Here is a 22,538-nt window from a genome sequence, read left to right on the forward strand (position 1 = left end):
AACTTCTTAACGTTTTTTTAATATTTTAACAAAAATTTTTCAAAAAACAACTAACTTAACTAAAATACCACGTGAAAAAAAATTACTCATCTGTAGATTCCTTAATTAGTGATTTTACAGAACAAAAGCCTTGTAAAATCAGTACATCTGATGACCCTCTAAAAAAGTTTAGCTTTTTATCTTTTCTTTCTCTATTCTTACTATTTATTACTGTTAGTTCATATTCACAGACTTTTACAGATAACACTGCTAACGGGAACGAAACATGGACAGTTCCTGCCGGAGTAACTTCTGTAACCGTACAAGTATGGGGAGCAGGAGGCTCTGGAGGAGGCTCTGACTCAAATGGTTATGGAGGTGGAGGTGCTGGAGGTGGAGGATATTCTACCAAAACATTTTCGGTATTAGCTGGGCAAACTATAAATTACAATATTGGAGCTGGTGCTGCAGCAACAACTATTGCTAATGGGAACACAGGTGGAAATACGACTTTATCCCATACCAACTCTTCGACCAGTATAACTGCCAATGGAGGAGGAAGAGGACTCAAAGAAACAGATACAGCCGGGGGAATTGGCGGTGCTGGTGGAACAGCAACTGGAGGTACCACAAATACAACTGGACAAAGCGGCGTTAACGGAGAATCAACAGGTGTTAATGGAGCAAGTGGCGGAAATGGTGGAAATGGTGGAAATTCAACAGCTACTGGAGGAAATGGAATAAGTAATGGAGACGGAATTAATGGAACAATACCAGGCGGAGGCGGAGGCGGAGGCGAAAGAGGAGGTGGAAGTTCAAGAAGCGGTGGGGCTGGAGCTAATGGACAAGTAATTATTACTTATTCTGTTGCTTGTTCTGGAACACCTGTTGGAGGAACTGCTTCAGTATCTCCTTCAACTGGAAATGTAAGCAGTGGATATGTTGTATCAGCAACTGGATATACAACTGGCTCAGGTATAACATATCAATGGCAATCAAACACAAATGGTGCTGGCTGGGCAAATATTGGAGCATCTTCATCAGCTTATGCTAACTATAGTGCAACAGCACCAGCTACAGTTGGAACTATTGTCCAATGGCGATTAGTAGTTTCTTGTACTGCTTCTGGACTATCTTCAAATTCATCAACTACAACATTTACTACCGTAAGTGCTAGCTATTGTACTCCAACTGGAGGTTCTAGCAGTACTTCATATTATTTAAATCCAACAACAACAAATGGAGGATTAACTAATATCAACTATACTGCCGCTTCTTATTCAGCATACGTCAATAACTCAGCTACTTCTTTTTCACAATACGCTGGTTCTTCATTAAGTGTCAATATGGGAGCTTCTGGATCGAGCAGTTATTACTTTTATTGTTGGATAGATTGGAACAATGACGGCGATTTCGCTGATTCGGGAGAAACCATTTTTTCAACAACCTCTTATACTGCAACATATACAGGAACCATTGCTGTTCCAACAGGGCAAGCTACTGGAAATTATAGAGTACGTTTTGGAGTGAGCTATTTGGGAGCTTTAACATCATGTGGACCAGCTCCGTATGGAAACTATGTTGATTACACCCTAAATGTACCATCTTTACCAACATGCTCAGGAACACCAATAGCAGGAGCAACTACAATCAATCCAGTTACTGCAGCACCTGGCTCAACCTATATTATCTCTGCTTCAGGTTTCACCAATGCTTCAGGTATGACATATCAATGGCAATCAAACACAAATGGCGCTGGTTGGATCAATGTTGGATCTGCTTCTTCAACTTATTCAGACTATACCGCTACTGCACCATCACCTACTGGAACAGTAGTACAATGGCATTTAATTATTACATGTTCTGCTTCAGGACAGTCTGCAACTTCAACCAACGGAACATTTAATTCTACTTCAATACAAAATGTTCCAGCATCAGGAAACAATTCTGTTGCTTGTGGCACGAATATAATGATATATGACAACGGAGGATCTTTATCCAATTACGCTGATAGTAGTGATGGATATACAGTAATAAACGTTAACGCAACTTCTGAATCATATATAACAATTACAGGCAATTACAATACTGAATCGTCAACATTAGATCCTATTAGAATTTACCAAGGTTCTGGCACTGGCGGTACCCTTGTTGCCACTTATGGAGGAACAGGAACAATAAATTTTACAGGTAACCCTGGACAAACGTACTCTATTCGATTTACGTCTGATAGTTCTGCAAACTATTCTGGTTTTGCTTTATCTGTAAATTACAACGGTCCGTGCACACCTCCAGCATGTGGTCGTCCTACAGTAACAGCTATCGAAACAGGCAGTACAACAGGTAGTGCTACTTGGACAGCCTCAGCTTATGGCTCACCAACAGGCTACTTTTATGCTATAAGTACTTCATCAACAGCACCAACTTACCCAGGAGGAGCTTGGACAGCTACTACAGCCACCTCAGCTACATTTACAGGATTAAACAGCTATACAACATATTATGTTTTTGTAATTACAAACTGTGGAGCAACAAATAGCATTGTAAGTTCAGATCCGTTCACAACGCAACTTGGCCCTATTAGTAATGTAGCAACTGGCTGCCCTTCAGCAGATTCAGGTTGGCAAGACCCTTTAAATGGTACTATCAGCTATACAACATCACCACCAACAAGTACATGTACAAGTTCTAGCGTTACTACACTAGCAGCAAATTATCTTCCACTAGGAAGTACATCAAGCTACTCAATAGAGCGAATTGCATATAACCCGCCTAGTTCTTTTACAGGCTTAGCAAATCCTATTAGTGTAGGTATAGATGATGTTTGGTCACCAGTAATTAATTTACCTTTTAATTTCTGTTTTTGGGGAAACACATACACAAGTTGTCGTGTAGGTTCTAATAGTATTATTACTTTTGATCCTGCCACAATAGCTCTAACTGGCACTAACCCATCTAGTGGATATGCTTTTAGTAATAACATTCCTCAAAGCAGTGATAGTGTTTTACTTAAAAATTCAATATTTGGTGTTTTTCATGATATCGACCCTTCTGTTGGAGGAACTGTTGGCTGGGAATTAAAAACACTACCAAGCGGATGTAGAGCTTTAGTAGTAGCTTACAACAATGTGCCTTTATTTGGAGATAATACCAAACTATATACAGGCATGATGGTTTTATATGAAAACACAAACGTAATCGAAGTGTATATCAAAAATAAACCATTAGACAATACAGATGGAAGCCCTTGGAATGGAAACAATGCCATTGTAGGAATACAGAATGCTACTGGAACACAAGCCGCTGTAGCCCCAGGCAGAAATGGTTTAGATACAGATTGGACAGCTACAAATGAAGCTTGGCGTTTTATCCCTGTTGGTGATGATTATGCCCCTATTGTTCATTGGTTTCAAAATAGCATTACTGCTGCCAATGAAATTGGAACTGGTGATACTATCGCTGTCCAACCAACAACAACAACAACCTACTACTCACAAGTTGAATACAGATTCTGTAATGATGGAGGTTTATTCTACGCACAGGATAATATTACCGTAACGGTAACTGGAGCAAAAACATGGAATGGATCAGTAAGTACTGACTGGAACACTGCTAATAACTGGACACCGTCTGGAGTTCCTACTGCAGCTGATTGTGTAGTTATTCCTACAGCACCTAGAAACCCAATTGTATCTGGAACAAATTACAATGGTCTTGGTCATAACTTAACAGTTCAAAATGGTGGAAATTTAAGTATTGCTTCACCAACAGCTCCTAACAGAACAAGCTTAACCATTACAGACAAAATTACAGTGAATACAGGAGGTATTTTCACAATAAACAACTCAGCTAATCTTATCCAAACAAACAACGTAAGCAACACAGGTAATATTAACATGTTAAGAAATGCTTTTGTTGATTATCGAGATTATGTATATTGGTCAAGTCCTGTAGCAGGATTTAATTCAGGGAATATTTCAACTTTTTCAAACAATACTAATCTATACAAATGGACGCCTACTGTTGCTGGAAATGGAGTAGGTAATTTTGGGAATTGGTATAATGGCACAGAAACAATGGTAATAGGAAAAGGATACATTGAAAGAGGATTAAATAATGCTCCATTGAATTCACCTGCAACTTTTACCGCTACATTTACAGGAGTACCTAATAACGGAAATATTACAACCCCAATCTCAAGAGGTACTTACAATACCGTGAGCACATATGCTTCACCTTATTCTCCAACTAATGCAACTCAAGATGATGATAATTGGAATCTAATTGGTAATCCATACCCATCTGCAATCAATGCAAAAGCTTTCTTAACAGCCAATGCAGCTAATCTTGATGGCTTTATCAGAATTTGGACTCACGGAATTGCGCCTAACGCAGCTGCTCCAGACCCATTCTATAACAATTATGGATATAATTATGAAGTTACAGACTATTTGACTTATAACCTGTCAGGAGCTCAAACTCAAAATGGATTTGATGGCTATATTGGTGCTGGACAAAGTTTTATAACTAAAATGCTTCACAGCAGTGCTTCTACATCTGCAAACGCAGTGTTTAACAACACGATGAGAAGCAACACATTTAGAAATGATCAATTTTTCAGAAACTCAAACACAAATTCTAACACTAATCCTGAAGGAAGAATTTGGTTAGATTTAGTTTCTCCAACAGCAAGCAATTCAACACTAGTAGCATATGTAGACGGCGCTACAAATAGTAAAGATCAAATGTATGATGCACAGGCAGATCTGAAAGCTAATTTTAGCATATATTCTTTACTAGATGGGTATGACAGAAACGTTATTCAAGGTAGAAGTCTGCCATTTGATCAAAATGATCAGGTCCCACTTGCAGTTAAACTACCAACAACAGGTAGCTACACAATTGCAATACAAGGAGTTGATGGATTGTTTAGTAATCAAAGCCAAAACATTTATCTTGAAGACAAACAATTAAACTTAATTCATGATTTACGCACTGCACCATATCCGTTTACTGGGACTCAAGGCGAAATTATAGATAGATTTGTATTACGTTATACAAACCAAACATTAGGCAACAGTACTTTTGACTACAACAATGCAGTTACAATTTTTGCTGATAACAGCATTAATGTAAAATCATCTGTAGAAAAAATTAAAGAAATAACTGTCTATGATGTTCTTGGAAAAACATTGGTTACTAAAAAGAAAATAGACAATAACGAAATTTCAATAACAGAAGTTAGACCTGCAACTAATGTACTAATTGTAAAAGTAAAACTGGAAAACGACGTAGAAGTTGTTAAAAAAGTAATATACTAAACGTATTTTAAAAATCCCCAAAAAGACCTTTGTTTACAATAGCAAAGGTCTTTTTCATTTTTATAGGCTTCCCGTTCAAAAGAAATATTTCGATAAGCTACATGCTTATCTTTATACTGAATCCATCTAAAAATAAACTCAACAGAATACCAAACAAAAAAAGGCAAAATCAGCATTTCTAACTGCTGTTTGATATGAATTCGCTCATGATTCACGAAAACAGGATTCTTTTTATCATCTTTATCAACCAAAAAGACAAAAGGAAAAAAAGTAATCCCTCTAAACCCTTTTGGTGTAAAATATTTAAAAACAATAAGAATCATACCTCTGAAAGTTTTAAATTTGTGTCCATGTTTGGGCAAAATAACGAAAATAAATTAATCGAGGGCGAAGATTTTTATTACACTCCCGAAGGATACAAATGCTTTACCGAAAAATATCACCTAAAAAGAGGTTATTGTTGTAAAAGCGGATGCAGACATTGTCCTTACGGATTTGATAAAAAAACGGGGATCAATACAAAGAAAAAATAGGGCGTGCCCTACACTTCGTTCTGGTCGGGCTGTCCGCAGTACATGGTACTTCGCTCCCATCCCTCACGCAACACAACATAAAAATGGATCACCATTCACAAAAATACAGAGTCAAAATACACAAGTCCTATCACAGGTCTGACATTCGTTACCCATAGTTATCACAAATACTATGACATACTAAAAGAAACGAATAATAAAATACACAAAAATGACTTTTCAAGACCAAATATTAGAAGGTATTCCTTCGGTTTTACCTCAACAAAAACCTTACGAAAGCAATATAAATCACGCACCTAAGCGTAAAGAAATATTAACTGCTGAAGAAAAAAAATTAGCCATAACAAATGCGCTACGTTATTTTGAATCAAAACATCATGCTGAACTAATCCCTGAATTCAAAGAAGAATTAGAAAGATACGGCCGAATTTACATGTATCGTCTTCGACCAGATTACCGCATGTATGCCAGACCAATTTCTGAATATCCAGGAAAATCTGAACAAGCAAAAGCTATAATGCTAATGATTCAAAATAATTTGGATTATGCTGTAGCACAACACCCACATGAGTTAATTACTTACGGAGGTAATGGAGCAGTATTTAGCAACTGGGCTCAATATCGTTTAACAATGAAGTATTTGTCAGAAATGACAGATGAACAAACACTTGTCATGTATTCTGGTCATCCAATGGGTCTTTTCCCCTCTCACAAAGAAGCTCCAAGAGTTGTTGTCACAAACGGAATGGTAATTCCTAATTACTCCAAACCAGACGATTGGGAAAGAATGAACGCTTTAGGGGTTTCTCAATATGGGCAAATGACAGCTGGAAGTTACATGTATATTGGCCCTCAAGGAATTGTACACGGAACAACTATCACAGTATTGAATGGCTTTAGAAAAATTGGAAAAAATCCATCCGGAAATTTATTTGTAACATCAGGTCTTGGAGGAATGAGTGGCGCACAACCCAAAGCCGGAACTATTGCTGGTTGCGTAACAGTTTGTGCTGAAGTAAATCCTAAAATCACAAAAATTCGTCACGAACAAGGTTGGATTCATGAAATTATAGAAGATTTAGATAAATTAGTAGCTCGTGTTCGTAAAGCGCAAGAGAATAAAGAAATTGTATCTATCGCCTATCTAGGAAATATAGTCGATGTTTGGGAAAAATTTGATGCAGAAAACGTACATATCGATTTAGGTTCAGATCAAACTTCTTTACACAATCCTTGGGCTGGTGGTTATTACCCTGTTGGAATTTCATTTGAAGATGCTAACGAAATGATGGCTAACAATCCTGAACAATTTAAAACAGAGGTTCAAAAAACATTACGTCGTCATGCTGACGCTATAAACAAACACACTGCCAAAGGAACTTATTTCTTTGATTACGGAAATGCATTTTTATTAGAAGCTTCAAGAGCTGGTGCCGATGTAATGGCTGAAAATCCTACTCTAGGAAGAGAATTTAAATACCCTTCATACGTTCAGGATATTATGGGACCAATGTGTTTCGATTACGGCTTTGGTCCGTTCCGTTGGGTATGTTGTTCTGGAAATCCAGAAGATTTAGCAAAAACAGACAAAATTGCGTGTGATGTTTTAGAGGAAATGATGAAAAATTCTCCTGCTGAAATTCAACAACAAATGGCCGATAATATTCAATGGATTAAAGGTGCGCAACAGAACAAATTAGTAGTTGGCTCTCAAGCCCGAATTTTATATGCAGATGCTGAAGGCAGAACTAAAATTGCAGAAGCTTTCAACCAAGCCATCGCAAAAGAAGAAATTGGCTATGTAGTTTTAGGACGTGATCATCACGACGTTTCAGGAACAGATTCTCCATACAGGGAAACTTCAAATATTTATGATGGATCTCGTTTTACTGCCGACATGGCTATTCACAACGTTATTGGCGATAGTTTCCGAGGTGCAACTTGGGTCTCAATACACAATGGTGGTGGCGTTGGATGGGGCGAAGTAATCAACGGTGGGTTTGGTATGGTTCTTGATGGCAGCAAAGAAGCTTCAAGACGCTTAGAATCAATGCTTTTCTGGGACGTAAACAACGGAATATCAAGAAGAAGCTGGGCAAGAAATGAAGGAGCGATTTTTGCCATTAAAAGAGCCATGGAGAATCAACCACTTTTAAAAGTAACATTACCTAACATAGTCGAAGAAGGATTACTGGATTTTTAAGTTTTATGATTATTTTAAATAGTTTAAACTTAATTTCTTGTAATTTTAATGAAGAAAACAATTTAAACTGTCAAAATATGAGAACTTTAAAACTATTGTCAGTAGCATTACTATTTCTACTCGCCTCTTGTAGTTCAGTAAGGGTTAATGCAGATTATGACAAAAATGCTAACTTTGGACAATATAAAACCTATGCTTTTCACAAAAGTGGTATAGATAAGGCGGAAATTTCTGATTTAGATAAAAAAAGAATTCTTCGTTCTATAGATACACAAATGAGTGCCAAAGGTTTCACAAAGAGTGATTCGCCGGATTTATTGGTTAATATTTTTACCAAAGAGAGAGAGCGAGTAGATGTAAACCAATATTATTCTGGATGGGGATACGGTTGGGGCTATGGTTGGAATCCTTATTTTTGGGGAGGAAGACAATATGTGACAACATCAACAGAAGGAACTTTATACATTGATTTAATTGATGCTAAAAGCAAAGAATTAATTTGGCAGGGAGTTGGAACAGGTTATTTAACAAACTGTGTTGAAAAAAAAGACGAGAGAGCCAATGAATTTGTTTCTAAGATATTAGAACAATTTCCTCCTCAAATTAAATAGCTTAAAATTTATTTATACTATTGACCCGTACATTTTTTTGTGCGGGTCAACTATTTAAAAAACAAATCAATATGATAAAAAATTATTTATTTCTACTTCTTGCTATTTTAATTTCATCTTGTAGTTCTACAAACTTAATGACTTTAAGAGTTACCGAACCCGCTCCCATTTTTATTACTAAAGATGATTTAAAAATAGGTATCATTAATAGAACCGCTCCATCAAAAGAAAATAGTAGCATTGATGCAATAGATAAAATCCTTTCAGTAGAAGGAAAAAACTTAGATAAACTTGGCTCTAATTCATCTGTACAAGGATTAATAACAGAACTTAAAAAAAATGAGCAAGTTAAAAGAGTAATTATCTTAGACAGTTCGAAATTTAAAAATACAGGTTTAGCTGTTTTTCCAGAAACAATTTCATGGGATAAAGCGGAAAAACTTTGCAAAGAAAACAATCTAAATGTACTATATGAACTCTCATTTTATGATACTGATGCTAAAGTAGACTACAAGACAGCTACAACCCAAATAGCAAATCCACTAGGAATAAAAATACCTGCAATTGAACATCAGGCAACAATTAACACATTAATTAAAATGGGTTGGCGAATTTATTATCCTCAACAAAAAGTTATGGTAGATGAATATCTTGTCAACAACAACATAACACTATCTGGAAAAGGAATTAATCCTGTGAGAGCAGTTGAAGCAATAATAGGCAGAAAAGAAGCTGTTTTGAACATAAGTGATAAAATTGGACAAGATTATGCGGTAAAACTACTACCCTACTATACTCGCGTTTCTAGAGACTATTATGTAAAGGGCACCAACAATTTCGAAATTGGAAAAAGAAGAGCGCAAACAGGTGATTGGGATGGCGCTGCAGAACTTTGGGCAAAAGAAACTAACAATTCAGATTCAAAAATCGCTGGTAGAGCTTGCTATAATATGGCAATTATTAATGAAATAAACGGAAATTTAGACACTGCCATACAATGGGCATCAAAATCATATGCCGATTATGGTGATAAGCTTGGCCTTCGTTATGTTAATATGTTAAAAAACAGAGTTCAAAAACAAAAACTTTTAGAATCCGAAAGCCAAAAACAATAATTCTCTTACATATTCTTTAATTTTTACAGATGTTAAATACAAGTTTACAATGTCAAAATCGTTGTAATCTCATCAAACATTTTGTAATTTTACCCTTTAGACACAACACCCATACATCATGAATACCGAATTTGAAAGTAACCCGCTTATAGACAGACTCCCTGAGCATTTGAAACAATTTATCAAACCACAGGATTATGCTGATTACACGCCCATTAACCAAGCGGTGTGGCGTTATGTTATGCGTAAAAATGTCGATTATTTAGGCAAAGTGGCTCACGATTCATATTTGGATGGCTTAAAAAAGACTGGATTAGAAATTGATTCTATTCCAAATATGTATGGCATGAACCGCATTCTAAAAGAAATTGGATGGGCTGCTGTTGCCGTTGACGGATTTATTCCGCCAAGTGCTTTTATGGAGTTCCAGGCTTACAATGTATTAGTTATTGCATCCGATATTCGACAATTAGAACATATTGAATATACACCAGCACCTGATATCATTCACGAAGGTGCCGGTCACGCCCCTATTATTGCTAATCCGGAATATGCAGAATATTTGCGTCGCTTTGGCGAGATTGGTTGCAAAGCCATTTCATCAGCCAGAGATTATGAATTATACGAGGCTATCCGATTACTTTCAATACTAAAAGAAGCAGAAGACACTCCCGAAGCCGATATCAAAAAAGCAGAAGAGCAAGTCGATTTTCTTCAAAACAACATGGGCGAATTGTCCGAAATGTCAAAAATTAGAAACTTACACTGGTGGACCGTAGAATATGGTTTAATAGGAACTATTGAAGACCCTAAAATTTATGGTGCAGGTTTACTTTCTTCTATTGGAGAAAGCGCTTGGTGCATGACCGATAATGTTAAGAAAATTCCTTATGACCTTAGCGCCGCCGATCAAAGCTTTGATATTACCAAACCTCAACCACAACTTTATGTAACGCCAGATTTTGCTCATCTAAGCTTAGTTTTAGAACAATTTGCCAACAAAATGGCATTGCGCACAGGAGGTTTAAGCGGAATCCAAAAATTAATCAATTCTAAAGCGTTAGGAAGTATTGAGTTAAGTACCGGCTTACAAATTTCAGGAGTTTTTACCAATGTAATTGAACATGAGGGTGCTCCTGTTTACATACAAACCACTGGAAAAACTGCATTGGCTTACCGAGAAAAAGAATTGGTAGGTCACGGTACCGAATCGCATGCTGATGGCTTTGGCTCTCCTATTGGAAAGTTAAAAGGCATCAACCTTGCCATAGAAGACATGAGTCCGCGTGATTTACAAGCCTATGACATCTATGAAGGCAAGCAAATCACTTTAGAATTTGAGGGAGATATAAAAATTACAGGTGAAATCGTAACCGGTACTAGAAACCTACAAGGAAAAATCGTATTGATTAAATTCAAAAATTGTACGGTTACCCACGGAGAAAAAACACTTTTCCAACCAGAATGGGGAATTTATGACATGGCGGTAGGAAAAGAGGTTATTTCAGCTTTTTCTGGCCCTGCCGATGTGCATAGTTTTGATATGATTAGCCACGTCCCTTCTTCTAAAACGATTAAGCAAAAAAAGTCGGCAGCAAGAGAAGAACTGGAAAATTTATACAAAAACGTACGCCATATTCGTGAAAACAAACCCGCCGAAATCACTTTAAAAGAAGCATTTGGAGCGGTGACCAGCAATCATAATAACGATTGGTTATTGTGTGTAGAAATTGCCGAATTGACACACCAAAATAACGACCACGAATTCACAGACAAAGTAATTAGTTACCTAGAAGATGTAAAACTACGCCGACCAGAAGTCGCTAAACTAATCACTAATGGTTTAGATTTAATTTTTGACAAAGTTTCTGCCTAAGTAACAAAAGTCACAATTTACAATACTAAATGCCCCCTATTTTTGATAAAAAAATCAAGAGTATGGGCATTTTAGATTTATTAGGTTTTGGAAACAAAACCAACGCTATTCAAGAATTTGCAGAAAAAGGAGCTGTCATCATTGATGTTAGAACGACAGGTGAATTTGCTTCAGGACACATAAAAGGATCCAAAAACATTCCTTTAGATCAAATTTCTACCAAAATCAATGAGATTAAAAAACTGAACAAACCAGTTATTGCTTGTTGTCGTTCTGGAATGCGAAGTGGTCAAGCGACTTCGATTTTACAACAACATGGAATCGATTGCATCAATGGAGGCGGTTGGGAGAGTTTAGAGAGTAAATTATAAAAGAAAGTCCCGATAAATCGGGACTTTCTAATTTGAATTAAAATCAGAATACGTACTTTTTATAATAATTCCTGAATTCAAATACGGATTTTGAATATTTGAAATACTGATTTTTATTGGATTCCCTTCGACATCATATTCATATTGATATAACGTTGGTGATTCGTTATCTTTTTGTTCGGAGATTATATTTCGCTTTTCGTCGTACTGATATACCACTTTACTTCTCAAATCGAAAATCTGATAATTTCCTTCCATTAGCAAACCGTTTTTATAGATTTCAATGGACAAATTTGCTTCTTTCTTGGCATCTTTATAATAAGAAGTTTTGGTATAACTATCATCTGAAGTGTAATTAGAATATTCCGTAATTTCAGAAAAAACCGTTTCCTTTTCTTTACAAACCGATTTTATTAAACGATTTTGTTTATCGTAGGAATATTTCGTTTCCGAAAACAATCTTCCTTGCACAAATTCTTGTGATTTGGTTAATCGCAATTCTTTATCATAGAAAAATAAGGTTTTGTCTTGTGTTTCACTTAATTTATAATCCGTAATTTTTGAAACCAAGCAATTATCAATATTGAAATTGTATTTTGTAATTTCTTTTGCATCTCCCAAATCCACAACTACAGAATCTAAATATTGATTGTAAAACGTATAAACTTCCTTTTTTGACCATTCTCTAGCTTTGGTTTCTGGATTGAAATAAAAAATTTCTTTCTGAAGAGTTGCTGTTCTGGGCGACCAATTAAAATGGGATGTCATGAATTGTTCTTGGGCTTGTAAACCTAGACTCCAGAAACTAAAGATTAAAAAAAATATAGTTTTCATTCGCTATTTTTTAAATAGTGGATATAATCTTCCTGATTCTGAAGTATCAACATTTTGAATTTGGTAAATTTCTCCATTAACTGTTTTTACTACTAAATGACTTGGATTTTCATCATCCTCGATAGAAAAATTACTGCTTTGTAAATATTTCCCATCTTGATAAAATGAAATTTTATACTTGTTATCTTTTACCCAAAATATTCTTGTTGGCGATTCTAGCTTTATGGCATCATGCCATTCGTGTTTTACAAAATCTTCTAAATAAAATCCTTTCACAAAATGTACGGATTGATCTACTTCATTGAAAATCAATAAACTGGAATGTTCTGGCGTGTCGACTAATTGCACTACTTTTTCAAAATTATTATCATAGGAATCTTGAATCTCAATTTTATCTTCATCATCTTTTAAAACTGATAAATAATCTTTTCTCGAATAAGCAACTTTTTGATATTGGTGCATCAGTGAATCTTTTTCTCTAAATACTTTATCGTGTTTTTTAACAAAGTCTAAATCTAATTCTGCACTTCCAGAAATTGTTCCATCCGCATACGTAATTTTAACAAACGTAAACGAATTATCTTCTGGCAAAGCTTGACTCAATTTTGCGATTTTGATTCGGTTGTTTTTAGCGTCTAACTCGTAATTGTAATCGATTCGAGAACCATCATGATAAACTTGACTCAACACATTATTGTAAGCATCATAAGTATAATTTGTTTGTGATTTAAAATCGCCAGAAACAAATTCTTTTCGTTTCAACATACCATTTTCATAAAATTCTTTAGTAGTACTCGCATCTGTTACTTCATTATTTTTAATGATTTTTTGATAAGTATTCTTATTCGTATAATCTTGATACCAAATTGTTTTTACCACTTCATTTCGTGAGTCTTTTTGAATTTCTTTAATCAGATTTCCGTTTTTATTATATTCATAAAAAGTAGTTTGTATGCCTTCAGCAATCATTTTTCTCAATTTCCCTTTTTCGTGTTGAAACAAGAACTTCATTGGATAACCAAATTTTCCTTCCATTGGTTTGTATTCTATTTCTTTAATAGTAAAATCCGGATTATAACGATACCAATATTCTCCAAATACTCTATTTTCTCCAAAATACGACTCAAGGGTTTGCTTTTGAAAATAGGTGTTTTTAATTTCAGTTGTATAGGCATTTTCTCTAACAAATTCTTTTGTTTCCTTGTTGAATTTATACAGCGATTCTTCCACTTTTATCACATCATCAGTATACCCAAAATCAGAAGTTCTAAATTGTTGTTGGCCAAAACTGCATACCGAAAAAAAGATTAAGATTAGATTTTTCATTATTTCGAGATTAATTCAAGTGGATAAATTACTAAAGCTTGCATTTGATCTAAATAAGGAACAAAATATTTTTCTTTACCATTTTCTGCTATCACTAATGTATTTCCATCAACCCCTTTATGAAGTTTGTATTGAGACGATTCCACCACATTTCCTTTTTCTATAATAAAGAAATTCCAATCGGCATTTACTACAATGTATTTTCCTGTTGGAGAATTATATGTAACCGTTTCATACCATTCATTTGATTTAAAAGTATCGGTAAATAATCCAAATAACGCCACTGTTTCATTTGTTTTTGCATCATAGAAAAACATGTCTTTTTGTTCAAAAATCATGCTTTCTTTTGGATTGATTGGTATTATTTCTCCTTTACTATTTTTTACTTCATAATGAGTTTCGCTAGTTTTCATCACCTTATATTTCTCCTTAGGATTTTTATTCATCGCCATTAAAAGAATAGGCTGTTGAATTCCTTTTGTAAAATAAGGCGCAAAAGCAGTGCTTCCTGAAGTAGTGCCATCTTTGAATGTTACTTTTGAGAATTTAGAATATAATTCGGCAGCGTCTTTACTACGTTCTTTGATAACATTCCCTTTTTCATCATAAGCCAAAATATATTCATAAACAGTGCCATCGGACACTTTTTGTTCTACCAAATTCCCATAATTATCATAAGAAAATGTGGAAGTTCGTTCCAATTTTGGTTCATAAGAAATATGATGATTGCTTATTTCTAATCCATTTTTAATTATCATTTCATCGGTAAAAAGAATTTCGTTATTTTGGTATTTATAATAATTATACTTGGATTTATAATTATTTTTTGATTGATAATCTGAGAACAGTTTTTCTTCATTTATAAAGTCTCCCGTTTTTTTCACCCATTTAATCAAATTCCCTTTTTTATCATAGGTAAAATCTTCTGTGAAATTGGGTTCAGATTTTCTATCCAAAACAATCTTGATTAACTTACCACTTTTATCATAATTATATTGGTACGTAGGTTTGCCTTCTGCTTCAATTTTAATCAATTGTCCTTTTTCGTTGTAAATATATTTTTCAACTCTATTCATAATAGATGCATACGCACTATTTTCTTTATAGGTTTTTTGAATAAGCTTTCCCTCTTTAAATTCTAGAATCTGAGTTTTGGTAACTTCGAAGTTTTTAATTGCAGCATTGTAAACATATTCCACTGATTCATACTTTACAACGTCTTTTGACAGATGAAAATCAGTCGTTGACTGTTTTTCTTGAGCGAATCCAAAAGAAAATAAAAGGCTAAAAATAAATGCAAATTTCATAGCTAATTATTTAAAAATTCTAATGGATAAAAGGTTTCATATCCTTTCGAATTCAAATTACGAATGATATATTTATCAATTCCGGCCTCTTGAACAATAAAGTCGTCTTCTTTTTGGGTTTTCACCAACTTATAAAGTGACATATCCGCTAAAACGCCATTTTGAATCACAAAAAACTCTGGTGTTTGAGAAAAAATCCAATACAATCCTGATGGAGATGGCAATTCTTCCATACTATACCATTCGCCTACTTTGATCGCGTCATTATAAAAATTCTTTAACAAAAGTGATTTTCTGTATAGGATATCGTAAACCAAAATATCATTTTTACTTTTTACCGCATCGACAGAATTGGTTATTTCTTCTCCGTTTTCATCTTTGATATTAAATGTATTATCTTGATTTTTTTTTATTTTATAACTAGAATTCAAACTCGCTTTAAGATCATTCATAGCTTTGGTCAATTGTTCGCCGCTAACGCTATTAAAAGCAAAATTTACGTCGTAGGAAGCCGATGAAGATTCATATTTCTTCACAAAACCTGCATCAAAACTAGTATTTCCTGTGATTTTTCCATTGGCAAACGTAACCTTGGCAAACGTAAAATAATTGGTATCCGCCATCCCGTCAAACCCTTGCTGAATTTTCATAGACTGAATTACATTGCCCTTTGCATCATACCCATAACTATTTTTAGTAGTTTTCCCGTCGCTGGTAATCGAAAGTTCGTTACCATATTTGTCATATTCATAGGTGGATTGCCCTTTATAATATTCGCCATCTACTTTATCAATCATCAGACAATTGTCTTTAAACGTTTGCTCATACGTGCTTTGAACGGTTTCATTGTAACAATTCGTTATTTTTTTGAAATACGATGTGGGCGCAGTGTAATTGGAATATGCTATTTTCTTTACCAAAACACCATCTTCATATACGGTTTCCTTGCTTAGATTTCCTTTCGCATCATACACATATTCGGTTTTGGAAGGCGTATCTCCAGTTACCGTTTTGCTGACGATTTTACCGTTTTGGTACGCATACTTTTCTTCGGTGACTGTGCCAGAACTTGCAATGGTCATTTTATCAAGCTGTCCGTTCTTGTACACAAAATCCATAGTGGATTTGACATACATAAAATAGTTCATTTCCGATTCGATTTTGGTCACCAACCCGCCTTTCAAGAAAGTAGTGCGTTTGCTGGAGAGCTGATATTTCTTTTGAGCAGTATCATAATAGAATTCCTGTTCTTCATATTTGGTCACATCGAAAGAAAGCTTGTAATCGGCAGCTTTATATTTTACAACTTGGGCATTAGCAAAAAAGGTTGTCAATAATGCCAGAATTATTATCTTTTTCATGTTTTTAATTATTTGGAATTAGTATTACGTCAGAAACCGTTTTAGGTTGTGGAGAAGCATTTAAGGTTTTCGCTATCGACATCAGGAGTCCGTTGGAAGTTCCTTCTATAGCTGTAATTCGTTCTCCTTCCAACGTCAAATCTGATCGGTCGACCACAAATGTTGAACCTGATAATTTGTAGAGGTTTTTATCGGAGCCCGTAATCAAGTACACATTATTTCCGGTGAATTTCAACTCTTTAAAAGTTCGGGTAGTTCCGTAAATAACCGGAATAGCCGTTGGTAGCGTAACGCCAGTTTTCACAATCTCAATGCTTGAACCCGTAAACTTATAAATATCCAGAATATCGGTATTGTAACGTCTGACCACCAAATACGGATTGTTTAAATTGTTTGGATTTTCATGAATGGTAATGGCATGTTTGTATTCCATACTAAAAGTCGTTCCGATGCTCCCGATGCCGTCCAATGAAGTTACAGTGCTGAATGAAGAACCGTTATAACTTATGATGTTGATTTTACCGTTGTCTGTCGTAGTCGTATAACTCAACCAAGCCCAAAACACTTTATCGGAATTTCCAGCTTTGGAGGCATCGTTTGTGGTAGGAATGTTAATTCCGCTGCCCTGAACATAATCCATGGCAGGAACTACCGATCCGTTCCACGAATAAGTAGACGGAATGTATTGATAAAACATTGGTTTGCCATAATTCGAATTCAATCCCATACTTAACATAAAGTTGCTGTCGTTTAAGGTGTGCATGTATCCTTGATTGGAACTTGAGGATATAGCTCCAGAGAAAAAAACAGGATTATATACATACACTCTTGCTCCGGTAAATCCGTACGAACCATGAGAGCCTCCTGTAGAATTATAGGAAATCAATCGCGTGTTGTCTAACATCTCGAAATCATCAAAAACGTTTGTATTTTGTATGCTTACGGCATTTGAAGATTGAGGCGAAACAATTTCACTGTTAACATTCAGCACAGCTCCAGAAAACTGAAGCGAAATAGCCGGAACACTATATCTTCCTATGACCGAAATTTGCCCGTTATTTTCAATGATTTTATGAATATCGGCGGTATGATTGTTATTATTGTTATTATCGCCTTCCGTTGGAGGATAATTATACAATCTAAACTTGAAGGTGGTTCCTGCACTAGAATAAAAACTTTTTGCAGGATTAATTTCTTGTGCAATTGTGCTTCCGCCATTTTCTTCACCATCTTCAGAAGATGAACATGCTGTAAAAAATAGTAGCACAGCAAGAGACAGATAGGATTTGAAATTTTTCATAATTACTACTTTTAAAAATTATATTGAACACCAAACCCCACATGGTTACTTTTAAAAGAGGAAGTTCCACCATTTGCATTTTTCCAAGAATATTTTCCGAAATCAAAAACAGCATTACACGACCATTTTTCTGAATCGGATTGAAAAATTTGTGGCTGAAATCCCCAACCAAAGTATTTCATAGTACGTTTTACAGTTGCATCTTGAAAATTAACTTCATCTACATAAGCAGTTTCAAGAATTTTGCCAGCTCCAACACCATAATCAAAGTGTAAACTATTAAAAACCGAGTAAATACCAATATAAACCGGAATTTGAACCATCAATGGCAAATCGCCAGGAAGTAATTGTTCTAAACCATCATCGATATGACCATTATAAGAAAGTGGATAAACTCTTAACTTTGCACTTGTAACCCCAACTTTTAATTCGGTACTTCTGTCAGCAGCTAAAAAGTTAGCCCAATCTTGACCAAGAACAGCTGCTCCTTTAATTCCGAATTTGGTGTTCTTGGCATAATTTAAATGATACGAAGCTTCTAAACTGGCAAATAATTGCATTGCTTTTCCTTTGTCGGCAACTTCGCCTAAATCGTCTCCTGGTTTTGAGAACGACATCCCCGTATTGAATTTTACGGCTAATTTGTCTAATTGAGCCGTTGCATTTTGAAATGCGAATGTCAAAATAAGGATAGAAAATAATGGTAGTTTTTTCATAATAATCTTCAGAATTAGTGAAACATTTTTGTTTTAATTATGAAGTAAAATTATGATGAAGTGCTACGTAAAGAAATACGTATAAATTCGTATATTGACTAAATCAACTTATTATTTTTCGCCTTTTGAATGGCTTCTAATTTGTTGTGAACTTGAAGTTTGGTATAGATATTCTCTACATGCTTGCGAATTGTCCCCGGTGATAAAAATAGATTTTCAGCAATAGCATTGTATTTTAATCCTTTACTTAATTGCTCTAAGACTTCTACTTCCCTTGATGTTAAACTGATTTCTTCTTTTGCAATTACATCATCAAAAACTAGTGGCTCTCTTAATAGTTTAAGCGTTTTCATCGCAATTGAAGGTGTCATTCCTGCGCCACCGGATAAGGTTTCTTGAATGCCATTGTACAATTCTTGTGGATTTACCTCTTTGAGAAAATAACCATCAGCTCCTGCTTTTATGGCTTTGAAAATATTTTCATCGTTATCAAAAACCGTTAGCATAATGATTTTGATTTGTGGAAACTTTGATTTGATGATTGCTGTAGCTTCAATACCATTCATTTTGGGCATTTCGATATCCATCAAAATCAAATCGAGATGGTGATTTTTTTCTAATTTTTCAATAATGTCTTGCCCATGAATAGCTTTCATGCGCACTTCAACATCAGCAAAAAAACTCAATTTATCTTGAATGGTTTTTTGTAGAAACGTATTATCGTCAACAATGGCAATTCGAATCATGGGTTATTTGTTTAGTGAAATTGTAATTTGCGTTCCTTTTCCTAAATCAGAATGAATTTGAAAAACACCTCCTATTTCTTCAATACGCTTTTGCATGTTTACGATTCCATTTCCTAAATCAATTCCATCAAGATCAAAACCTTTTCCATTATCTGTAATTTCAACTGTGATGCCGCTTTTATTGGGCTGAACCTGAATTGAAATCGCATTAGCATCAGCATATTTAATTGCATTATTAACAGCTTCTTGAATGGTTCTATACAAATTAATCCCTTCTAAAGATGAAAATTTGTAGTTTTTCAAGCGATCATCCACCGTAAATTTAAACGCGGTATTTTCTTTTGCTGATTGTGCTTTTTCAATAAAATTGTAAATCCTAGAGCTTAAATCATCAAACGTAAACTCATTAGCATTCATCGCCCAAATGGTATCTCGAAGTTCCACAATGGTTGTTTTGGTAAAATCACTAATCTTAGTCAAATGATTTTTAATGGACATTTCCATTGATGGAAATCCAAATTTCAAATTCTCAACCGAAGAAATAATAAATGTCAATTGTGCTCCAATATTATCGTGCAAATCTCTTGAAATCGCCAATCGTTGCTCGTGCAATTTATTTTGATTTTCGATTTGGGCAATGGCCGTTTGCAATTCAAATTCTTGTTTTTGTTGCACATTTTTAAGACGTTGTTGACGATAAATCAAAAAGCCTACAATAGCGATAAAAAAAGCAAGCAGTGAGAGAATAATAATAGTTGTGGTTTTTTTCTTGGCTTCGGCTTCTTTTTGTAAGAGTTGTTTCTCTTTTTCTGCGGTTTGATATTTAGTTTCTAGTTCCGCTGTTTGTTCTAAAACGGTTGATTTTAATTTTTCATCCTTTAAATGGTTGTATGCATTAAAATAAAAAGCGCTACTGTCTTTCATGTTTTGATACAGGCAAACCAATGTTAATTTTTTATAGGTTTCCGTTAAATACCTGTCGGATTCATATTGTTGGTGAATCTTTTTAACCTTTAATAATAATTCATATGCTTCACGATACCTTTTCTGTTGGATAAAATCCTCTGATTTGGATAATAATACATTGGATTGTTCTATTTCAGAATTTAATTCTTTTAAAAGTTTTTCAGAAATTTGATAATACTTCTTGGCATTTTCTGAATTCCCTTTGGCAGAATGAACCGCACCAATTCGTTGGTTTAAAGTTGAAATCCCAAGATTGTCTTGACAAGATTTGCAATGTTCAAGACTTATTTTATAGGAATTCAGGGCTTTTAAGGTATCCTTTTTATCTAGATATACATCGCCAAGAGAAAGATAGGTATGACACAATCCTTGTTTCATGTCATTTTTTTGGAGAAAATCAGTCGATTCTTGAAGATACTTGATGGCTTTTTCATAATTTTTCATTTCAAAGAAAATCAACCCCAAATTGCCTTTTGTCAAACTTGCAATCGTATCATTTTTCCCTTCAAAATATTGAATCGCCTCAATAAAATATCTAGTGGCTGGAACATAATCCTGTTTGCTGGCAAATACATTGCCTATGTTAATTTTCGCTTTTGCGACCCCTTCAAAATCTTTATTAACCGTTCTAATTTGTATCGCTTTTCGATAATTTTCTTCTGATTTTTTGAAATTTTCTTTACGCAAATAAATACCTCCCAAATTTGAATAACATTGAGTAATCAATTGATGTTTTTTAGTCTTATGAGCCAGTAATAACGCTTTTTCCTCATACACTAAGGCCGAATCAAGCGAAACATCCATGTAATTCCAACCTAAATCGGAATAAATTTGCGTCGTACGTTCTAAATTAGGCTTGGATTTTAATTCCTTCTTTAAAACTCCTATTAATTGTTGCAAATCTTGTGCGAAAGAAGACATGTTTATCAGCAACAATAGATAAAAAAAATTTCTCATTTTTGAATTTTGCATTCGTTGTAGGCTAAAAATAGTAAATTATTTATTGGAAAGAGATTCAAATATTCTTTTTTGAAGCTCAAAAATTTCATCACTTAACTTTTTCATATCTGTTTTGTGCTGAATTTGATAGGTAGCAATTATATTGGTTTTTTGCTGCAATATTTTTTGCTTTTGAATTAAAGTTTTCATCATTTTTTTTAGATGAATCATTTTTAGACGATGTGATTTATCACGGCTTTTATTCACCAAAATGAGTTTTACTATAATCACAAAGAGTAAAACAAAAGTGACAACAATCAATTTATCCATAAAAAAAGTCATTAAATCTAATACAAATTTGACTTAATGACTGCGCAATTTCAATACGACGAAATACGTATTTATTAGATTAATCTATCTGAAACTCTTTTTCCGAATTAATTTCATTGCCTTTATATTCAACTTTCCATCCTACAGAATGGGTTACCAAAAGGATTTTAGACAATTCACTTACCAATCGATTTTGGGCATTGGTTTTTAAAGATGATTTTTCAATTTTTCTAGCCAAATCGGCTTTTACTTTTTTGGTAATAGCATTAAAATCATCGCCAGTAAATTCATTAAACTTACTTTGTTCAATATCGTAATATTGAATATCTGGACTAATTTTTATTTCTTCTTTTGGTATGGAAACGATTCGAATCGTCTTGTGTTTTTCATCAATTTCATACTTCATTTGACGCAGATCATACATTACAGAAACATCAGAATTAGCGACAACAATTGCTTTTTTATCGAAAGAAACCAAGCCTCCCATATAACTGTCCTTATCTTTAAAGGTCAGTACTTGCGAATAATGGCCTTCGGTCACTACTAATTTTCCAACACTTTTAATCTGTTCTTGAATGAGATTTGAATTGTATTCGCTAGAAGTTTCAGAATCAGAAGTGAAATACTTGAAGGTAAAAAAAGTCAGGATTACAATTAAAAGTCCGTAAAATAGTTTTTTATAAAGATTGATCATACCAGAATCG

General features: G+C 34.5%; 18 protein-coding genes. 7 read left to right on the top strand and 11 right to left on the bottom strand.

Going from position 1 to position 22,538, the window contains the following annotated elements:
- Positions 1-71 precede the first annotated feature (71 nt).
- Positions 72-5,300: a GEVED domain-containing protein gene (locus tag LJY17_RS08990; RefSeq protein WP_264543498.1), complete on the top strand. Its 5,229-nt coding sequence runs from the start codon at positions 72-74 to the stop codon at positions 5,298-5,300.
- On the opposite strand, the gene LJY17_RS08995 is transcribed toward LJY17_RS08990, so the two are convergent.
- A complete protein-coding gene (locus LJY17_RS08995) occupies positions 5,297-5,623 on the bottom strand; it encodes a hypothetical protein (protein WP_264543499.1) in 327 nt (108 codons plus the stop codon). The two genes, LJY17_RS08990 and LJY17_RS08995, sit on opposite strands and share 4 nt — an antisense overlap.
- 27 nt (positions 5,624-5,650) lie before the next feature.
- On the opposite strand from LJY17_RS08995, the gene LJY17_RS09000 reads away from it, so the two are divergent.
- The 6 genes from LJY17_RS09000 (at position 5,651) to LJY17_RS09025 (ending at position 12,009) form a co-directional block, all read left to right on the top strand.
- A complete protein-coding gene (locus LJY17_RS09000; protein WP_264543500.1) occupies positions 5,651-5,833 on the top strand; it encodes a DUF5522 domain-containing protein in 183 nt (60 codons plus the stop codon).
- Positions 5,834-6,044: 211 nt separating this feature from the next.
- A complete protein-coding gene (locus LJY17_RS09005; RefSeq protein WP_264543501.1) occupies positions 6,045-8,036 on the top strand; it encodes a urocanate hydratase in 1,992 nt (663 codons plus the stop codon).
- 77 nt (positions 8,037-8,113) lie between these two features.
- Positions 8,114-8,647 carry a DUF4136 domain-containing protein gene (locus tag LJY17_RS09010; protein WP_264543502.1) on the top strand — a complete coding sequence of 178 codons (534 nt, stop codon included), beginning with the start codon at positions 8,114-8,116 and terminating at the stop codon, positions 8,645-8,647.
- Positions 8,648-8,718: 71 nt separating this feature from the next.
- Entirely contained in the window at positions 8,719-9,762 is a 1,044-nt protein-coding gene (locus tag LJY17_RS09015; protein ID WP_264543503.1) for a DUF6340 family protein, read from the top strand.
- 118 nt (positions 9,763-9,880) lie between these two features.
- Entirely contained in the window at positions 9,881-11,638 is a 1,758-nt protein-coding gene (locus LJY17_RS09020; protein ID WP_264543504.1) for an aromatic amino acid hydroxylase, read from the top strand.
- Between the two features lie 62 nt (positions 11,639-11,700).
- On the top strand, positions 11,701-12,009 hold the full coding sequence (locus tag LJY17_RS09025) for a rhodanese-like domain-containing protein (RefSeq protein ID WP_264543505.1): 309 nt from the start codon (positions 11,701-11,703) through the stop codon (positions 12,007-12,009).
- A 27-nt stretch (positions 12,010-12,036) separates the two neighbouring features.
- Here the strand turns inward: LJY17_RS09025 and LJY17_RS09030 are convergent, their stop codons facing one another.
- From LJY17_RS09030 to LJY17_RS09075, 10 genes are all read right to left on the bottom strand, one after another.
- Positions 12,037-12,843 (bottom strand): hypothetical protein, encoded by an 807-nt coding sequence (locus LJY17_RS09030; RefSeq protein ID WP_264543506.1) that lies wholly within the window; start codon positions 12,841-12,843, stop codon positions 12,037-12,039.
- Positions 12,844-12,846: 3 nt separating this feature from the next.
- Positions 12,847-14,169, bottom strand: coding sequence for a hypothetical protein (locus LJY17_RS09035; protein WP_264543507.1), 1,323 nt, complete (start codon positions 14,167-14,169; stop codon positions 12,847-12,849).
- Complete coding sequence (locus tag LJY17_RS09040; protein ID WP_264543508.1) at positions 14,169-15,476, bottom strand: hypothetical protein; 1,308 nt, start codon at positions 15,474-15,476, stop codon at positions 14,169-14,171. Before LJY17_RS09040 ends, LJY17_RS09035 begins: the two co-directional genes overlap by 1 nt.
- Before the next feature lie 2 nt (positions 15,477-15,478).
- Entirely contained in the window at positions 15,479-16,837 is a 1,359-nt protein-coding gene (locus tag LJY17_RS09045) for a hypothetical protein (RefSeq protein WP_264543509.1), read from the bottom strand.
- 4 nt (positions 16,838-16,841) lie between these two features.
- Positions 16,842-18,137 carry a hypothetical protein gene (locus LJY17_RS09050; protein ID WP_264543510.1) on the bottom strand — a complete coding sequence of 432 codons (1,296 nt, stop codon included), beginning with the start codon at positions 18,135-18,137 and terminating at the stop codon, positions 16,842-16,844.
- A gap of 11 nt (positions 18,138-18,148) precedes the next feature.
- Positions 18,149-18,853, bottom strand: a complete 705-nt coding sequence (locus tag LJY17_RS09055; RefSeq protein WP_264543511.1) for a hypothetical protein — start codon at positions 18,851-18,853, stop codon at positions 18,149-18,151.
- 98 nt (positions 18,854-18,951) lie between these two features.
- Positions 18,952-19,599, bottom strand: coding sequence for a response regulator (locus LJY17_RS09060; RefSeq protein ID WP_264543512.1), 648 nt, complete (start codon positions 19,597-19,599; stop codon positions 18,952-18,954).
- A gap of 3 nt (positions 19,600-19,602) precedes the next feature.
- Positions 19,603-21,522, bottom strand: coding sequence for a tetratricopeptide repeat-containing sensor histidine kinase (locus LJY17_RS09065; protein WP_264543513.1), 1,920 nt, complete (start codon positions 21,520-21,522; stop codon positions 19,603-19,605).
- Positions 21,523-21,561: 39 nt separating this feature from the next.
- Positions 21,562-21,834 carry a hypothetical protein gene (locus LJY17_RS09070; protein ID WP_264543514.1) on the bottom strand — a complete coding sequence of 91 codons (273 nt, stop codon included), beginning with the start codon at positions 21,832-21,834 and terminating at the stop codon, positions 21,562-21,564.
- 79 nt (positions 21,835-21,913) lie between these two features.
- On the bottom strand, positions 21,914-22,528 hold the full coding sequence (locus LJY17_RS09075; protein ID WP_264543515.1) for a DUF4230 domain-containing protein: 615 nt from the start codon (positions 22,526-22,528) through the stop codon (positions 21,914-21,916).
- Between the last annotated feature and the right edge of the window lie 10 nt (positions 22,529-22,538).

Source organism: Flavobacterium hankyongi, from assembly GCF_036840915.1.
GTDB lineage: Bacteria > Bacteroidota > Bacteroidia > Flavobacteriales > Flavobacteriaceae > Flavobacterium > Flavobacterium hankyongi.